The sequence below is a fragment of the Endozoicomonas euniceicola genome (assembly GCF_025562755.1).
In the GTDB taxonomy this organism is placed as follows: Bacteria; Pseudomonadota; Gammaproteobacteria; order Pseudomonadales; family Endozoicomonadaceae; genus Endozoicomonas_A; species Endozoicomonas_A euniceicola.
This window is the reverse complement of the sequence record NZ_CP103300.1, coordinates 6,073,374-6,090,909: the sequence shown is the minus strand read 5'-3', so window position 1 is coordinate 6,090,909 and position 17,536 is coordinate 6,073,374. Positions and strand designations below refer to the sequence as shown.

Below are 17,536 nucleotides of genomic sequence, written 5' to 3'. Positions count from 1 at the left end.
CTTTGAATTACCTGTCTGCCAGCAACCGCTGTATGGGCTGCTCCGGAAATATTTTCATAAATCGCTCCAGCAGTTCTATTCGCTCCTGAGTGTTTGAACAACCCTTTTTGGGTAACAGTGTCCAGAGTATAGGGATAGCCATGTTTTTGTAATTGATGGCAAGGTACAGGATGTTGATTTTAAATGCTCCAAACATCCAGTTCGTGCGATCCATGCTGAGCATCCAGGCACCTTCTGGTGAAAACAGCCGAGCAATAAGCTGTGCAAACGTTTCTTCATCAAATGCAACGTCTTTGAAAAATCGCTGAATTCGACGATAGCAGGAGGACGTCTGAGCCATACCTGGGAAGGTCGTTGCAAGCTCTGTCCAGTTGACTGTACGACGCTTGATGATTGCCACTATGAGAATAGAAAGTACATCAAGGTGTGACTTGTTCCACTTGAGATAGAGCTTAAACTGTAGGGTGAGTGAGCTGATGGAATTCATGACTGCTTGAAGCGATGGTTTTGACTCCAAGTTTTGTAGCACAGATTTTTGTCAGCTCACTTTTTTGTCGTGTACAGAGCTAACGGGTTATCCTGGCTTGGCAAGTTACTAAGCGTTAGGTGGATTTTCCGTGCCATACTTCTGTGCCTACTAACTAGCTTGCTTGAGATGTGAAGTATGCGACTACGAAGAATACTGCCGCTTTTTTTCATTTTAATAAGTAAATCAAGTTTCCCTGATACACTGCTCAATGAGCTTCTTGTATCTGATCCTGAAGCAAGAACAGAAATGCTTCTCTTAAAGCAGTTTGTTACACCGGCGGGTAGATTGTATTGGGTCTTAACAAATCTAGAAAATACAGTCCTTGAATATCCACTTCATGTAACAGATGAGAGTGATAATCAACAAATAAACGTAACCTACCGGCATGGAATATTTCCATATCAAGTCTATTCCTATTCATCTCCAGTAGGCCAAAAGTCCTATGCTTTGTCGGTTACCCACCTAACAAGGCTTTAGTTGCTGCGAAACCGGTCATTTAAGGACGTCTACCCAAACTCTCCATGACAGCCCATGCTACTCCTGCATTCATCGTGCTGGAGATCACCATGGCTACAGAAACAAACCGACCTGAGTGTTTCTGGATGACCCGGATGCTCAAATGGATACCAACCATCTTGAGCGATTACTCCGGTGCATCCGGGTGGGAAGAAAAAACTACCTGTTTAGCTGGACAGAAACGGGGGCAGAGCATATCGCCATCATCCAGAGCCTGCTGGTCAGCTGTCGCCTGCAAGATATTGATCCCTACAAATACCTGGTTGACGTCCTTCAAAGAGTCAGCCTCCACCCCGCCCGCCAAATCAATGAGCTGATTCCCCGGAATTGGAAAGAGTGTTTTGGGAAAAATCCGTTAAAAGCACCTCTGGACAAGTAGGGGGAGTCTGGGCGCTGTTTGAACGCTTTCCTAGTTGAGGTGGTCAGCCCAGGATTTGTCGCCGAAAGCTGTTCTCAATTGTTTAATTGGGAATTGGTGGCTATATTGCCAGTCGTTGTTTGGAAAAAATGGCTGTCAAGATAAGAAAATGAACTTAAAACATAAGTTTAAAATTCTGTTTGTGGTTCTTGTGCTTTCTTCTCATGCACATAGCTATCAGTTTCTATATGCTCATTATGGATATAGTGAATTCTACAAACCTGAAATAGTTGCAAGATATCCTTTTGTACACGCATTAGCTTTACATTTGCATCAGGCAGGAGATAATTTTGTTTGTGGTGTGTTAAACCTTTTCAGGGAGGTACAATACTATCCAGTTGTAATGCAAAGCCTGATAAATCTTGAGCTTGATTTACAATCTGAGTGGATAAACCAATCTCTGATAAATGATCTAAAAGAGCGTCTTTATCCCCACAAATGGTGGGAGGGTAAATAATCACTTTTGTTATTGTGTTCGTCGGGGTTCCTGCGAACCTTTATCTACTGCGGGTAGGTGGAACCGTCGAATATCACCAGCGGTGTTTGTCAACCACTGCTAAAACACAATCAACCATCATGTCACAGGTTTGCACGAATAAGATTTGAGCAGGATCAATGATTTGATTGGTCGATATCCGTACAGTAGGAACTGTCACGAGGTCGGGTGCACACAGGCGCAAACAAGCGCAACGTATTAAACGATTAATAGCATCAGCAGGCAGTGACAGAACTCACGAGTTGCGGGAGCGCAACAGAGTGATAAAGAAGCTTGGAAAGCATCATTTTCAGCGTCAGCATTGGCCCCGTTAATCGGGGCTTTTGTTTATCGGTTTCCAGCCATCGGAATCGTGCAGCAAGATCGATTGTATTTTCAGACTTCGGGCAATGGATGTCAGGTGTCGTTTTGAAGAAGAGAGCCGGGGCTGAACATCACTGTGTAATTCCATTTCCAACGATTGTTCTGCGAGATGGTTCGGTGAAGCAGGGCAGGCCAGTAGACGACTGGGGCGCACACGCTAAAAACCACAACCATGAAGTGTGAGTATTTGTCTGGTGGGTTGGCTTGATGTTCACCGCTGGCTGCAATGAAGCTGGCGGCCTGTCGTGATGCTGGCGTTCAAGGCTCTGGTCGTGTGTCGTTGGTTGGGTTGGTCATCTCCAAATCTGTCACCGGAGTTGGAGTTAAAGCTGTTCTCAATTGTTCAATTGGGAATTGGTGGCTATATTGCAGTCGTGGGATTGAGAAGGTAGGGCATAAAATAAAATCATAAATCAAATGGGTAAGGATTTTATATGTCATTTAGTAGAGTTAAGTGCTTTTTCTTATTATTTTTTTTTTACTGCTTAATTCACATGATTCATGGGCAGTAGTTATTAAAATAATAAACTCTTCAATTAGTGTTAAATTTTCAGGTGTATATGGCTCAGGAGATAAGACAACATATATTTATCCGATTCAAATAGGAAATGGAAATGTTTATAGCGATCTTACCAATACCCCCCAAGAAGTTAATTTAGCAGAGCAAGAGGATGATAGCAGAGAGGTGTCTTTTTATTTTTCAGGGTTTGGAAATGGTAATGATAGTGTGTTGGATCTTCCTGAAGAATTACAGGAAAGATTATTTCAAACCTTAGAGAATAGACCAGACAAAAAAATGGACGCAATGATAACCTGCGCTCGATATTGTTATTATTTGAAGACTGGTGACTTCCGTCAGGAAAAAGGACAGTTAATTGAATCTTTAGTGGAAAGAGCGCCTGAAGCATTGGAAGCCATAATTTTTATGAATCAAGCTAAACCAGTTCATGTTGCTTTATATGTTGGGCATGGTGTTTACATGAGTAAAATAGGTTCTTATGGTGTTTATTTTCATTCGCTTCAAACAGTTAAAGATCTTTATGGATCAAATCTATCAATCAAAGTGGCAACTTTCATATCTCAAAGCTCTTGTAGAGATGGCAACCACCCACCACCTGATGCCGGTGCATGCGGCGGAGCTTCAACATCAGCCTATTAACCCGGAGTCCCTGAGAACCTTCGCCTATTGCGGGGGGCGAATTGCTCAGGTATCTGGTCAATTTCAGCAAGTGGTAACTGGCGAGTTACCTTTGAACTTCGGGATGGCAATGCGTACACCCTTAACTATGAGGATTATCACTAATGTCTATGCATAACCCACCCCATCCGGGAGAATTTATTGAATCCATTTATATGGAGCCATATGGTATCAGCTGTAGATACCTTGCAACGCAGCTTGGAGTGGCGGTATCAACCCTTAGGGAAGCAGCAGAACATAATATACCGCTGTTGGCTGTTGGCTGTTGGCTGTTGGCTGTTGGCTGTTGGCTGTTGGCTGTTGGCTGTATGAGCAGCTAATAGCCAAAAGCCAAAAGCCAACAGCCCGGTAAGTTATTGAATGCTGCGCCCCTTAGTCGAGTCATTAAAGGTAAAAGTGGTATTTCTCCTGAAATGGCTTTGAGGCTTTCTAAAGTTTTAGGTCGTACACCAGAAAGCTGGCTCAGCATGCAAGACAATTATGAGCTTTGGCAGGCAAAGAAAAGAATAAACCTGTCCAACATATAACCTCTCAAGTTCCTGACAGCCTGACCATTTACTACGGTGCCAACTACTGGTTACCAGCTATTTTGGGGTTCCTGTGAACTCCATCCCTGACTATTCCGGTAAGGGAATCTGATTCAACGCCACAGGTTGGCAATAATAGTCAGAACCAGGCTGACCAGAATCATTGATGTAAAAGGAATATAAATCCGGGTATTGTCATTTTCGATACGAATATCCCCGGGCAGGTGACCAAACCACTTCAGCAGACCCGGTGCAAAGTGCATGAGCAGGCCCACACACAAAATAATGACCCCGGCGGTAATTAGAAACTTAGCCATAATCAATATCGAAGCATTTAACGGGATTGCCGGGCTTCCATGTATTTTCTGAGCAAACTGTTAATGTGTGTTTGATACCCTTGACCTTGCCCTTTAAACCACTCAAGGACATCCGAATCCAGACGGATCGTTACAGGTTTTTTAACGGGTAAGTGCAGCTCGGCCTGATCAAAAAAATCGTCATCCAGCTCAGGGATATCAGAGGTGTCAATCTCATCATCAGGCATGGCTTCCAGGCGTTTCCAGTCAGTAGATGATGTTTTCTTCATAACGTTGAATCTCCCGTTTGGTGGCTTTTCGGGCGGAGATAATTCGTATGATATCGCCCACTTTTTCTGTGTATACTACAACGCCGGTCAAGTGTTGGATACGTCCAATGGCCACCCATCGTTCGTTTGGCATTTTAAACCTCCTTTAATCGCTGGTGTCCGAGCAGTTGCGAGGGCAACCCCTGATCATAAAGACGCACCCCGGCCCCAGGCCTGGGTGCATAAAACATAAATACCTAAAGGTTCAACTAACCGTTCGCACTCACAAAGCCTTCAGGTATATCCAGGGTACGGGTCGGGAAGGCAAACTCTGCGCCGTGACGGGTAACGATCTCCCCGACGCCCATCAGAATATTCTGCCGAACCTGCATGTAGTTGCCCCAGTCGGTATCAACCGTAAAGCAGCGCACCAGCAGATCCAGAGAGCTGGCGCCGTAATCCGTAAATCTGGCCAGTGCATCGCGCCCCTGGTCAATATCATTGTGTTGGGCAAGAAACGCATCAATATCATGAATAATATCGTTGAGCCGGGAAAAGTCCTGATAACGAAGACCGATGACGACATTGATGCGACGGTTCTGCATTCGGGACGGGTTCACAACGGCAAGGTTGGTAAACAGTGCGTTGGGGACATACACCGGTGTCCGGTCGTAGCCCCGTATTCGGGTCTGACGCCAGCCAATATGCTCAACAAAACCTTCAATGTTCTGATCCTGCAGGCTGATCTTATCGCCCACCACAAAAGGCCGGTCCATATAAATGGTCAATCCGCCAAACAGATTAGCCAGCATATCTCTGGCTGCGAGACCTACAGCAAGACCACCAACCCCACCGAAAGCCAGCAGACCACTGATGCTGACCCCAAGGTTTTGTAGCAATGTCAGAATAATCGCCAGGGTCAGGGCAATCTGCAACAGCTTGATCATAAACTCCAGCGTCGCCTTGTCCATTCTGACTGCACGGCGGTTCGTCTTATAGAAGCTGCTGCGCACTAGTCTCAGATAACGAATTAACAGCATGTAGATCAGCAGAATCAGGACAATACGACGTACCTGGCCAACCAGTGCGATGTTTTCCAGCTGAATATACTCCAGCAGAAAGTCCGCCATCAGACTAAAGCCCAGTAGGAGGAAGGCAATGGTCATTACAGGTCGTGCAGCTCTGGCAAGGGTGTCATCCCAGTGACTGGGACTGTTGTCAAAGTGTTTTTCTATCTTCCTTAATCCCTGGTTACATAACCAGGCCAGTACCAGACTGATTCCCATCACCGTGGCAGATTTGAAGAGTAGCAGTGTTAATGTTGAATAATCCTGCCAGGGCATAAACGTTCTCCCTATTGTGTTATGAATAAGTGCAGTTGCGAGCCCATGTGACTGTTTATATGACTGTCATGGGCCCGAAAAGCAGGTCATCTTAACAGACGTAGGTAGCGTGTGTGCACCCAGCCTTCCGGATTCGAAGTGTAGAAACCTTCTACCCTCGGTTTCACCAGTTGCACAAAGGTCGGATGTATCACAGGAATAACAGGCAGCTGTTGAGCCAGAATCGTTTCAGCCTGTTGATAATAAGGCAGTCTGTCCGCCTGGCTAATCTGTTGAGCAGCCAGCTCAAGCTGCTTCTGGTAATCGGGGTTAACAAAAGGTCCGAAGCCCTTTTCATTTTGAAGCGGAAGCAGAAATGCGGTGGCATCGTTATACCCGGCCAGCCAGCTGAACAATGCCAGTTGATAATCTTTGTCAGACAGAGCCCTGGTAAAACCTCTCCAGTCCAAAAGCCTTACTTGCACCTGAATGCCAAGTATGGCCTGCCACTGGGCAACCATCTGATTAAGCAGATGGTCCGAGCCATATTTTGTGGTGGTGGTCACCGTTAGCGTGACCTTGCCCGGCTTTACCCCTGATTTCTTCAGATAAGAGCTGGCCTGATGATTCCTGTCAGCACTGTTCAGCAGCAGATAACAGTTTTTTGGGTCCGGGCTGAACCCACGCGTCAGAGGTGCTGTAAAACTGCAGGCCGGACGAACAAGACTGTCAGGGTAGTTACTGTTAACCAGTGCAGTACGATCCAGTGCCAGAGACAGCGCCTTCCTGAAATCTGTATTGGCCAGCAGTGGGTGTTTCTGGTTCGGCACGAGCATAGTTGTGACCAGGGACTGGTTCTCCATAGTTCGCCTGAGCTGTTCGGTTCTGGCCTTGAGCCGGGCAGCCGCTGTCAGATGACTGGTGATATCCATACGACCTTCCCTGAAAGCTTCCAGTACCTGCATTTCATCCGGCTGGATCTGGTAAACCACCTCATTAATAGCCACCTGTTCTTTGTTGTAATAGTGTGGGTTTTTCTTCAGTTTGATGGTTTTACCGGGCGTTTCGCTTGACAGTGTATAAGGGCCATTGCTCACAGGTTTGCCAGGGTTATGCTGCTTCGCCACAGGCAGGAAGCTGGGAAAGGTCAGCAGTTCGAGGATATAAGGAACCGGTTGCCGCAATTGTAAAACCAGCTGGTTATTCTCGGCTTTCACACCCAGCGCTTCAATATTTCCAGCCAGAGCTTCATCGGCACCGCTGAACTGCCCGGTCTTCAGATACCAGCGATAGGTGGCCCTGGTTTCCGGATCAGCCAGAGCACGAAAGCTGCGCACAAAATCGTCGGCTGTCACAGCTGAGCCATCAGACCAGCGGATGCCTTCCCTCATGGTAAACCGATAAGTCTTTCCATCAGGGCTGATCTCAACCTTTGCAGCCATACCGGGTACCGGCTCCCCTGAGTGGTTCTGGACCATCAGCCCTTCGTAAAGGTCTTTCAGTACCTGGGCTCCGGGACTGCCGCCGAAATAGTGGGGATGCAGCTGCTTCGGCTGATCCGGCAACCCCCGAACCAGAGCCTTTAAAGGGGCGGAATAAGCGCTTGTGGGACTGAGGACTAAGACCCAGAAACACAGCACCCATGCCGGTAGAAACGTTGTTTTCATCCTCAAAGCACTCAATAGAACCCATAGCTTTATAGTTCAGCTTTCAGGTTTTCGCTTTTCCCGGTTGTCTGTGCGCTTTTTAATCGGGCAGGTCAGGCGGTATAATCACCGTTTGATGAAGTATCAGGTTACCCCATGAATTCAAAAACCAAAGCACAGGCTCTACAGGAAAAACTCAACGAATCCCTGCGAGAGATTTATACACTGTCATTGCGAGCCGACGAACAGATCGAACAATACAAAATGGACGATCAGGGCAAGTTCTCAGCCATTTTTCAGAAGGACTCCGGCTTTAACGCTCAAGCCGACCATTTTCTACCCTATCTGATTGAAGTCTCCGAAGACGTTCAGGCTCTGGACAATAGCAGTGATGAAGAACTGACAGCAAAGCTGCAACCTATTCTGCATAAAATTCAGTTAATGTCTGAAGTGTTACAGAAGTTTCATGCGATTGCCTGAGCAGCTTAACGCTCTGATAAACGACGCTGATTCCTGAGTGGGGTCAGCAAGATAAGTCAGCTGTTGTGTAATCGGCCAGTTCTTTTACTATCTCGAGATTTTGCGGATATTTATAAGTATCACTGAATAACCTGAATGCTGTCTGATCGTTTTTTTCCAGCCAGCTCAAACTCTGTTTTGACCCTAAGAACCATTTATCCCTGAGTGAAAAATAGTATTGAAGCAGCTCAAACTGTAACCAGGTTCTTCGGTAGTAGCCTTCCACATCGTTTTTCGTCGCTCTCTCCAGCATCTTATAAACCCATTTTTTAATATGCTGTTTTTCTTCCGGGCTAAGTGATTCAGGTCCCCTGGCAACGATTGTCTTGACTTTTTCAAGCAGCTGCTGTCCAAGCCCAAGCTGATCAACCACACAATAAGCACTTTCGAATTTCAGAAATTCGTCCGACCATTGGTTCATTGATTCTGTCGAATATATCCAGGCATCCAGGTAATAGCCGTTTAATTTTCTGGCATCTTTGGTGGCTGAGGGTTGATCAACAAAACACGCGATATCGATATCGCTGTCCGGGCTGGCATCGCCTCTGGCCCTGGAGCCATAAACGATAATGGTATGTGGCTGGTATTTTTCAGAAAGATCCTTAACAGCAACCTTTGTTATTTTGTCCATCATGGAGTCTTATTCATATTAAATTCCCAACAAGTATACAGGTTTTTTAAAGGAGTTTACGCTGCCGGCAAGACCAGGTAATAGCCGGTGTTCCACATTTATATGCTGGTATGATCCTGGAAGCATTAGCTCTACCTCGGATATGCCCGAGGGGACTTGAATAAGTTGAAAATCCGGTTGATTTATTGCTGGTTGCGAATAATAATGATTCTCATTATTTATGAGGAGGTTGCTATGGCTCGCTGGCAAGAGATCACCCTGCAGGGGAATGAACACTATCGGCTAAGAGACTGGGGTTCTGCTGAGGGCACTTATCTCGAAGCTGTAAAAGCAATTGAAGCCGAATGGTTTGTAAAGCTGGAAGACATTTCCCTATTGATGGGGTGGATTGCCAATATGCACAACCTTGGTTGTTTGTATGAGCAAACGAAAAAGATTCAGCAAGCCAGCCACTACTACATGATGCCTTATCGCAGGGTTTTACTGCTGATGAAAGAGAACTGTTTTTCAGTGGAATTTCAACACTCCCTGCTCTATGCAATGCGAACGGTTGCGAAGGCTCTTCTGAATTTTTCCCAGCGCTATCCGGTTTGTAAGTGCTGTGAAGGTAAAATGCTTGAGATCAGGGACTGGCTGAAACAATACCCCCAGCCACAGATCATGTCTGCCTACAATCTATCAATGGAAAGAAGTGAACTATTTTCAGATCAAGGCTTAAGCTATGACCGTAAACGATCGCTGCACTGATTTGGTTTGGTTTGAAATCTCTACTGGCAATCGTCTGCCGGAATCTAACGGTTTATTCTCACGTATATATTACGACAGCGGTTTAATTCTTTATTAACCCGCTGCCTGAACTCACTATCAATGGCGCTAAGGCGCTCCCAGCCTTTACTACTCAGCACTCTTGGGTCAATAACACGACAACGGATATTTTTAAAAATCCTGTCAGCCTTTTCAGGGTCAACAGTCTCCGACACACTGTACCAGGATGACGTCATTTGCCGCATGAGGGCTTCTATTTGTGGGTCTTTACTGCCTGACAATATATTCCAGATCTGGGCGTCGGTTTTATGATACAAGACATCCTCTGTACTCAAGTCCCCAAGAGTAATAAGACGTCTCAGTGCTTCTGCTGTCCACTGGTAAAGCATCAGCCCCCAGGCAGTCGCAAAAATTTTACTGTTAAGCTCAATGCTGGCTTCTGCAAGACGGCGTGCAGCTTTTCGACTCTTCACGTACCAGTGTGCTGTTTTTTCATCAAACAACAGTGCGTTCAGTATTTCATCCGACTGAGACTGAGTCAGAACTCCCCGTCGTCCGGCACCTTGCAAAATATAATCAAGGCGATCAGCGCACAGATCGGGCAACTCTCTTTCGAGTCGCGCAAATGCCGGCTTTTTTGGATCAACCTCAGCTACAGATAAACCGTATCGATCAAGAATCCCTGAGAGACCACGCTGTTCCAGAAACGACGTAAACAGTGAGTCGTGAAAATTCGGATTTCCTGCCGGGCTTTCCGTATGAAGATAGTCAGATACATGGCTGAAAGCTGTATGGGATACGTCATGGAGCAATCCGCTGACCTGTTCTTTATAAGGTGCCTGAAATCGCCTTAACAGGTAAAGCACGCCGACGGAATGATCGTAACGGGAATAAGGTTCGTCATTTTGTCCCGAGGTGTCAACCAGTTGGATAACACCATATTGATTGATCTGTTTTAGTCGTTGAATTGGCTGGCTGTGCAGCAAATCACCAAAAAGCTGTTCACCCGGAGAGGAGAAATGCATGTCTCCGTACCAGGTGGCTACTGATAGCTCATCCTGTCGTCCGGCTTCACACGGTGATAGTCGTATAATGGGTAAAAAAAAAGTCAAAATCAGGATATTAACGGCTTGTTTCATAGGAAAAACCAGCAAACCACAAAGGAACTACGAATGCTTCGCATAATGTAGCCTTTGTTCATTCTGATCACATAAAAACTATGCGGGTTAATTGAAAAAAACCTCTGGACGGGGTGCAATGTTTCTTCAATACTGATCATACTCATTCAGGAAATCACTCATTCGCAATAGCGCTGAATGAGTGCTCCCTGATGGCAAATCGCCTGAAAGGAAAAGTGATTGAGTGCAACTTGACCTTGCAGGCCGTCCCCGTAAGTCAGTCATTGTCGCATTGAAAGTCTGATTCACTTCACAATAAAAATGCAGGTAAATGAATATGATCTATGAGCGTCCCGGCCATCCTGCTTCCCTTGTCACCTTTAAAGGCCGTTATGAAAACTACATAGGTGGCGAGTGGGTACCCTCTGTCAAGGGCAAATACTTTGAAAACACCACCCCGATAACGGGAGAAGTGATCTGTGAAGTGGTTCGATCGGCGGAAGACGATATCAATCTGGCGCTGGATGCCGCCCATGCCGCTAAAGCAAGTTGGGGGAAAACCTCTGTCACTGAGCGATCCAATATTTTGTTGAAGATAGCCGACCGCATTGAACAGAATCTGGAAATGCTGGCGGTGGCAGAAACCTGGGACAATGGCAAAGCCATCAGAGAAATTCTGGCCGCTGATATGCCCCTGGCTGTGGATCATTTCCGCTACTTCGCTGGCTGCATTCGTGCACAGGAAGGCAGTACAGCAGATATTGACAACACGACAGTGTCTTACCATTTTCATGAACCTCTGGGCGTTGTCGGACAAATTATTCCCTGGAATTTTCCGCTGCTGATGGCGGCCTGGAAACTGGCTCCGGCTCTGGCGGCAGGAAACTGTGTCGTCCTGAAACCGGCAGAACAGACACCCGCCTCAATTATGGTTCTGATGGAACTGATTGGTGATCTGCTGCCGCCCGGGGTTGTGAATATTGTTAATGGTTTTGGAGAAGAGGCCGGTCAAGCCCTGGCGACCAGTCAGCGAATTGCCAAAATTGCCTTTACGGGTTCAACCCCGGTGGGCTCGCATATTCTCAAGTGTGCGGCAGAGAATATTATTCCTTCCACGGTCGAGCTGGGTGGTAAATCACCCAACCTCTATTTTGAAGACGTTCTCCAACAGGAAGACGAATACCTGAGCAAGTGCATTGAAGGGGCGGTTCTTGGCTTTTTCAACCAGGGTGAAGTCTGTACCTGTCCTTCGAGAGTACTGATTCAGGAGTCCATCTACGACGGATTTATCACAAAAGTTGTCGAACGTTCAGGGCATATAAAACGGGGCGACCCCCTCGACACTGAAACCCAGTTAGGTGCCCAGGTTTCTCTTGAACAGTTTGACAGAATCATGAACTACCTGGAAATCGGCCGTAATGAAGGCGTTCAGTTCCTGCTGGGTGGTGACAAAGCGGATATTGGCAAGGGTTATGAGAAAGGTTTCTATATCCAGCCAACCCTGATGAAGGGCAGTAACGATATGCGGGTGTTCCAGGAAGAAATCTTTGGCCCTGTTGTCGGCGTTACCACCTTTAAAGATGAAGCCGAAGCCCTGGCACTGGCCAATGATACCCAGTATGGGCTGGGTGCCGGTGTCTGGACCCGTGATGTCAACCGTGCTTTCAGAATGGGGCGTGGCATTGAAGCCGGTCGGGTCTGGACCAACTGTTTTCATCTATATCCGGCACATGCCGCCTTTGGTGGCTACAAGAAATCCGGTGTAGGGCGGGAGACGCATAAACAGACACTGGAACATTATCAGCAAACCAAGAACCTGCTGGTGAGTTATGATATCAACCCGCTGGGTTTCTTTAAACGCTGACGTAAAGTTTTGTCTCATCTTATCATGGCCACCCTCGCGTTAGGGTGGCTGACTTTATCGGTTCATGCACTGGCTGACACGCTTCAGTATCGTTTGTCGGGTGTTGATGGACGTGAAGAAAAGAATATTGAACTGCACCTGCAAACCCTGCCAGAGATAAATGCGGAAGAGTTCCTGCTCTATAAAAACACCATTAAAGAAACCGTACAGCAGGCCCTTGAGCCTTTTGGTTTTTATGCTTCAGTGGTCAATTTCACAACCCCGACAGATCGTTCAGATACTGTTGATATCCAGATTGAGCTGGGAAGACCCGTTCTCATAAGAAGCGCCAATGTATTGCTTGAAGGTGATGCCAGCAAGGAAAAAAGTTTTCAAAGGCTGTTAAAAAAACATGAGTTAACACCAGGCCAGGTTTTTGAGCATGAAGACTATGAGACGTTGAAGCAGGTGCTTATGACACAGGCGCAGCTGACCGGTTTCTTTGATGCTCACTGGGTGGTCGCCACCGTCGATGTTAATCCGGTTCAGTACAGCGCGGATGTTCATTTAACCCTGGATTCAGGCAGGCGTTACCGGTTTGGTGTATTGCAGTACACCAATGAAACCAGTGTCACACGCCGACTGGTAGAAACCATAAAGAACTTCAGGGAAGGCGATGCTTATGATGCCACTAAAGTAGTCAAATTTTATAATGACCTCTCGGCTACCGGTTATTTCAAAAACGTCGATGTGCAACCATTGCGTGGCAAGGCACAAAACTATTCTATCCCTGTCAGGATTGAAGTATCTCCCAGACGCAGCCATGAAATGGAAGCCGGCATCGGTTTTTCTACAGACGAAGGCCCAAGGTTTTCACTGGGCTGGAAAAAACCCTGGGTGAACGACCGTGGTCATAGTTTCAGTGCCGATACCTATCTGTCCACCAAACGAACTGAACTGAGCACGAGTTACCTGATTCCCAGGGGCAACCCTCTGCTGGATTTTTATAGTCTGCAAACGGGTTATCAGCATAAGAATATGGAAGACACTAACAGTGAACTCTATTCAGCGGCTTTGCATCAATGGCATAAAGTGCCGAAAGGCTGGAATCGAGACTGGTTTATACGAATCGAGGCTGAAAATTATGATCAGGCCAGTGACAGGGATAACAGTCTGTTGCTAATTCCCGGACTGGCTCTGAATCGCAAAAACGCGAATGGCAGCCTTAATCCGTCAAGAGGGACTGCCCATGACCTGAAAGTAGAGTTGTCACCGGGCATTTCCGGCCCCGAAAGTCGTTTTATAAAAGTCTGGGGACGAACAAAGTGGCTGGATACCTTTGCCAGACGCCACCAGTTTCTGGCACGACTGGAACAAGGCGCAACCTGGGTACGCAGCGTGTCAGACCTGCCGCCTTCCCTGCGGTTTTTTACCGGAGGTGACCAGACGGTACGGGGCTATAGCTACGAAAGCATTTCGCCTAAAGACAGTCAGGGTAAATTAACCGGCGGTCGTTATCTTTCTGTCGTCAGTCTCCAATACGCTTACAAACTGGTGGATAAATGGTGGCTGGCACTGTTTACGGACTCTGGCACCTCGACCAATGATTACAAGGATGCCTGGAAAGTGGGTTCCGGCCTGGGGGTCAGATGGATTACACCGCTGGGCCCGGTGCGTCTGGATCTTGCTTTTGCGGTCAGTGAACCGGGCTCTCCCTGGCGTTTGCACTTTTCCGTCGGGCCTGTACTGTGAAGTGGATCATTACCAGCTTATTAACCATCGTCGTTTTATCCGGTGCAGCGATTTTATCATTGTTATTGACCAGCACCGGTAATCGCTGGCTATGGCAGCTTGCCTGTGAACAGATGCCACCGGAATATGGAGAGCTGAAGGGTGAGCTGGTGGAAGGTTCTTTACTGCAAGGATGGCAGTTCAATACGCTGTCATGGCACGGTTCTGACTTGCAGGCTGCCCCGAAGATTGATGTCCAGGAGCTGTCGCTCTCTTTATCAACTGAACGTTTGCTGCGTGGTGAACTGTTCGTTGAACAGCTTGTCATTGAGCATATTGGAATAGAAAACCCGTTAACCGATCAGGAAAAGGAGCCGGAGAGTGATGTTTCAGGTATCAAAATACCGTCGTTTACCATGCCGCTTCCGGTTGAGATTAAAACGCTGAGCATTCGTGAGCTGGATTATTATCAGAAGGACTCTTCTCATCAGGAAGAGACCTTGCAGTTCGAGAATATTGCTTTGTCTGCCAGAGCCGAAAAGCAGACCTTCAGCATTCAGCAGTTTGAAGTAACCCACGACTCAGGCAGTTTACAGGCCAGTGCCAACGTGACACTGTCTGCTCCTTATCCAGTAAACGCACAGATTACCCTTTCGCCTGACATTGCACCCCATGACAAGTTGTTACTACCAGAGACAAGGGTTTCTGTATCCGGGTATCTGGATGATTACCAGATTGAGCTGAACAGCAAAGAGGGCAAAGAACAAGCCAATACTTTATTACTTAAAGGTGAGCTGTCAGGTGGTCTGGAGCAGCTTGTTATTCACTCGCTGGAAGCTCAATGGCAGCAGCAGGCAGCCAGTGTCAGCGGTCAATTAAGCTGGCAGCAAGGTATTGACTGGCAGGGGGCGTTGACCTTCAGGGACCTGAATCCGGAACTATGGCTTCCAGACTACCCCGGACAGTTGTCGGGTACTGTAAGCAGCTCTGTGTCAGCTGTCGATCAGGCTTGGGACGTTGACGTTCAGCAATTACAGGTGTCAGGCCTGTTGCGGGAGTTTCCGATAGGGCTTTCCGGTCAACTCAAAGTGGATAGCGAAGAGAGAGTCAGGGCTGAGGAGTTGCTGCTGAATATCGGTAGTAACCGGTTGAGCCTGAATGGTTTTATCGACCAGAACTGGAACTTGAAAGGCGTCATTGAGGCACCTGAGCTCACGGAATTCTATCCACCCCTCAAGGGTGATCTGTCGGGTAATTTTGAACTGACAGGCAGCAGGTACTCACCCAATGTTGTTTATCGTTTAATAGCGGAACAACTGACTATTAACAAACTGGTGATCGATGGCTTACGGTCAGAAGGTGAGTTAAAAGACCTTAAGGCTATGGATAATCAGGCACAGTTACAGATTGATTCGTTAACTATTGATCAACAGAGTTTACAGGCTATTGAGGTCACCATTTCGGGTAACCCGGAAGCCCACCAACTATTCGCACGCACCGGGGGTAAAACGCTGACCAGCTCTTTACAGCTTGAAGGATCGCTGCTTGATAAACAGTGGCACGGACAGGTTAATACACTTGAGACATTGTCTGTACTGGGGCAGTGGGATTTGCAGAAAGCCTTTAGCCTTAGTGCGACGAAGCAGGACGTTAAGTTCCAGCCATTCTGTCTGATCTCCCAGCCTGCCAGCCTCTGTCTGGGTGCTGGCAAAGCTGGCAGTACACAGGCAAATATCAGCTTTGAACTGAAGCAGCTGGACATTGAGCGCTTTGCCGATTTATTGCCTGATGGCCTGCAATGGCAGTCGGAACTGAACGCTTCGGGAAAGGCCGTGTTACGGGATGGTAAACCTTCCATCAACCTGAACCTGCACACACCCGAAGGTCAACTGAATGTTGCTGCGTTACAGGGTGACTATGACAAACTGGTTCTGAACGCTGTTCTCGGTAACGACCAGTTAAGCGGCAAATTGGAATTTAAGTCCCCACAACTGGGTAACGCTGACCTCAACATAAAGGTAACGGATGTTGAGAAATCCCGTTTGCTGAAAGGGCAGCTTACCATTGACCAGCTGTTGCTGGAGATTTTTCAACCTTTTATTCCGGGAACCCGGAATTTAAGTGGTGTCGCCAGAGCCGGTTTGCAGATGCGAGGCTCCCTCTATGATCCGCTACTGCAAGGCGAAGTAGTGATCAGTGATGTTACCCTGAACAGTGAATTCTGTGACATAAACCGTATCAACAGCAGAATGCTGATTCAGGGGGATAGCGCGAGTATCAGCAGTCAGTTGCAGGTGGGTGAGGGCAGTGGTGACATTAATGGAACCCTGTCGTGGAAAGGAGGTCAATTTACCGGACTCATACATCTGACTGGTAACGAGTTACACTGTTCCGTCTCTGGGTTTGGTGATATCTGGACGTCACCTGACTTGCGTTTCAATCTGACGGATTCGCCACGGTTAAGTGGTACGCTGGCGGTTCCCAAGGCACGCATTGAAGTCAAAAGCCTCCCGGAACAGGCTGTAACAAGATCGGACGATGTAAGAATTGTCGGTCGTACTGAAACCAGTGAAGAACAGGGCGCTTCGGTCATTGGTTTGAATACAACCGTGGCGCTGGGTGATGATGTTCGTATTGAGGCTTATGGTTTGACCACAAAACTTGCAGGCAAGCTCGCTCTTGCACAGTCTGACGAACAGCCATTATCGGGGCAGGGAAGCATTCGACTGGTAGGCGGACGTTACCGCTATCTTGGTCAGGACCTGATTATCAGGAAAGGTCAGATTATTTTTCAGGGACCATTGAATACCCCCTTTTTAAACCTTGATGCCATACGTAACCCTGATGCGACTCAGGATGATGTCACAGTGGGGGTGAAGGTGACGGGTTCCATTAAAGCGCCGAACTGGTCCGTCTATTCAACCCCAACCATGCCTCAGCAAGAGCAGCTTTCCTATCTGTTACGGGGCCGTAGCATTCAGACCGAGGGTGAAGGTGTGGAATCTACTCTTCTGGGGATGGGGCTCGGCCAGTTAAGCCATACAGCTACAAAACTGGGAGAGCAGCTGGGCATTAAGGATTTCAGTGTTGATACCACGGGGTCGGGGGAAAATACCCAGGTGTCTGTGGGGGGCTATATTGCGCCGGGGCTGCGACTCCAGTATGGCACCGGTGTTTTTAATTCGGTGAGTGAGGTGAAAATTCGCTATGAGGTAATCCCCAGGGTATATCTTCAGGCCGTCAGTGGGCTGGGACAAGCACTGGATGTGTTTTACCGGTTTAAGTTTTGATTGTCTGGCTTTATCAAGGGTGTCAACTTTCAAGCACGGAGGGTGGTGGCCGAAGTAAT

General features: G+C 47.4%; 17 protein-coding genes and 1 pseudogene. 10 read left to right on the top strand and 8 right to left on the bottom strand.

The features are described 5' to 3' along the window. Window positions 1-7 precede the first annotated feature (7 nt). A complete protein-coding gene (locus tag NX720_RS24900; RefSeq protein ID WP_262598294.1) occupies window positions 8-487 on the bottom strand; it encodes a hypothetical protein in 480 nt (159 codons plus the stop codon). A 634-nt stretch (window positions 488-1,121) separates the two neighbouring features. Between NX720_RS24900 and NX720_RS24895 the strand changes: the two are divergent. From NX720_RS24895 to NX720_RS24870, 5 genes and pseudogenes are all read left to right on the top strand, one after another. After that, a pseudogene (locus NX720_RS24895) lies at window positions 1,122-1,424 on the top strand (transposase domain-containing protein); the annotation flags it as partial. A gap of 148 nt (window positions 1,425-1,572) precedes the next feature. After that, window positions 1,573-1,920: a hypothetical protein gene (locus NX720_RS24890; RefSeq protein WP_262598292.1), complete on the top strand. Its 348-nt coding sequence runs from the start codon at window positions 1,573-1,575 to the stop codon at window positions 1,918-1,920. Window positions 1,921-2,232: 312 nt separating this feature from the next. Beyond that, window positions 2,233-2,505, top strand: coding sequence for a hypothetical protein (locus tag NX720_RS24885; protein ID WP_262598290.1), 273 nt, complete (start codon window positions 2,233-2,235; stop codon window positions 2,503-2,505). A 271-nt stretch (window positions 2,506-2,776) separates the two neighbouring features. Next, entirely contained in the window at window positions 2,777-3,481 is a 705-nt protein-coding gene (locus NX720_RS24880; protein ID WP_262598289.1) for a hypothetical protein, read from the top strand. A 395-nt stretch (window positions 3,482-3,876) separates the two neighbouring features. Further along, window positions 3,877-4,047: a HigA family addiction module antitoxin gene (locus NX720_RS24870; RefSeq protein ID WP_262598287.1), complete on the top strand. Its 171-nt coding sequence runs from the start codon at window positions 3,877-3,879 to the stop codon at window positions 4,045-4,047. Between the two features lie 113 nt (window positions 4,048-4,160). Here the strand turns inward: NX720_RS24870 and NX720_RS24865 are convergent, their stop codons facing one another. The 5 genes from NX720_RS24865 to NX720_RS24845 form a co-directional block, all read right to left on the bottom strand. Beyond that, a complete protein-coding gene (locus NX720_RS24865) occupies window positions 4,161-4,364 on the bottom strand; it encodes a DUF2905 domain-containing protein (protein ID WP_262598284.1) in 204 nt (67 codons plus the stop codon). A 17-nt stretch (window positions 4,365-4,381) separates the two neighbouring features. Continuing rightward, window positions 4,382-4,633 carry a BrnA antitoxin family protein gene (locus NX720_RS24860; protein WP_262598283.1) on the bottom strand — a complete coding sequence of 84 codons (252 nt, stop codon included), beginning with the start codon at window positions 4,631-4,633 and terminating at the stop codon, window positions 4,382-4,384. Continuing rightward, a complete protein-coding gene (locus NX720_RS24855) occupies window positions 4,611-4,766 on the bottom strand; it encodes a BrnT family toxin (protein ID WP_262598282.1) in 156 nt (51 codons plus the stop codon). The genes NX720_RS24860 and NX720_RS24855 overlap by 23 nt, the downstream gene beginning before the upstream one ends. Window positions 4,767-4,881: 115 nt before the next feature. Then, window positions 4,882-5,955: a mechanosensitive ion channel family protein gene (locus NX720_RS24850; RefSeq protein ID WP_262598280.1), complete on the bottom strand. Its 1,074-nt coding sequence runs from the start codon at window positions 5,953-5,955 to the stop codon at window positions 4,882-4,884. A gap of 86 nt (window positions 5,956-6,041) precedes the next feature. Next, on the bottom strand, window positions 6,042-7,601 hold the full coding sequence (locus NX720_RS24845) for a peptide ABC transporter substrate-binding protein (RefSeq protein ID WP_262598279.1): 1,560 nt from the start codon (window positions 7,599-7,601) through the stop codon (window positions 6,042-6,044). A gap of 135 nt (window positions 7,602-7,736) precedes the next feature. On the opposite strand from NX720_RS24845, the gene NX720_RS24840 reads away from it, so the two are divergent. Next, window positions 7,737-8,060, top strand: a complete 324-nt coding sequence (locus tag NX720_RS24840; protein ID WP_262598277.1) for a hypothetical protein — start codon at window positions 7,737-7,739, stop codon at window positions 8,058-8,060. 43 nt (window positions 8,061-8,103) lie between these two features. Here the strand turns inward: NX720_RS24840 and NX720_RS24835 are convergent, their stop codons facing one another. Then, window positions 8,104-8,733, bottom strand: coding sequence for a nucleotidyltransferase domain-containing protein (locus NX720_RS24835; protein ID WP_262598276.1), 630 nt, complete (start codon window positions 8,731-8,733; stop codon window positions 8,104-8,106). Between the two features lie 231 nt (window positions 8,734-8,964). Here NX720_RS24835 and NX720_RS24830 point away from each other — a divergent pair, with 231 nt between their 5' ends. Further along, window positions 8,965-9,477, top strand: a complete 513-nt coding sequence (locus NX720_RS24830) for a hypothetical protein (protein WP_262598275.1) — start codon at window positions 8,965-8,967, stop codon at window positions 9,475-9,477. Window positions 9,478-9,521: 44 nt separating this feature from the next. Here NX720_RS24830 and NX720_RS24825 read toward each other — a convergent pair whose 3' ends face one another. Next, complete coding sequence (locus NX720_RS24825; protein ID WP_262598274.1) at window positions 9,522-10,634, bottom strand: HD domain-containing protein; 1,113 nt, start codon at window positions 10,632-10,634, stop codon at window positions 9,522-9,524. Window positions 10,635-10,950: 316 nt separating this feature from the next. Here NX720_RS24825 and exaC point away from each other — a divergent pair, with 316 nt between their 5' ends. The 3 genes from exaC to NX720_RS24810 are packed head-to-tail and all read left to right on the top strand — an operon-like array spanning window position 10,951 to window position 17,477. Further along, the gene (gene exaC, locus NX720_RS24820; protein WP_262601659.1) at window positions 10,951-12,477 is read left to right on the top strand and encodes an acetaldehyde dehydrogenase ExaC; all 1,527 of its coding nucleotides are present in this window, start codon (window positions 10,951-10,953) and stop codon (window positions 12,475-12,477) included. Window positions 12,478-12,486: 9 nt separating this feature from the next. Further along, complete coding sequence (locus tag NX720_RS24815; protein WP_262598271.1) at window positions 12,487-14,208, top strand: autotransporter assembly complex protein TamA; 1,722 nt, start codon at window positions 12,487-12,489, stop codon at window positions 14,206-14,208. Continuing rightward, window positions 14,205-17,477: a translocation/assembly module TamB domain-containing protein gene (locus tag NX720_RS24810; RefSeq protein WP_262598269.1), complete on the top strand. Its 3,273-nt coding sequence runs from the start codon at window positions 14,205-14,207 to the stop codon at window positions 17,475-17,477. The genes NX720_RS24815 and NX720_RS24810 overlap by 4 nt, the downstream gene beginning before the upstream one ends. Window positions 17,478-17,536 lie beyond the last annotated feature (59 nt).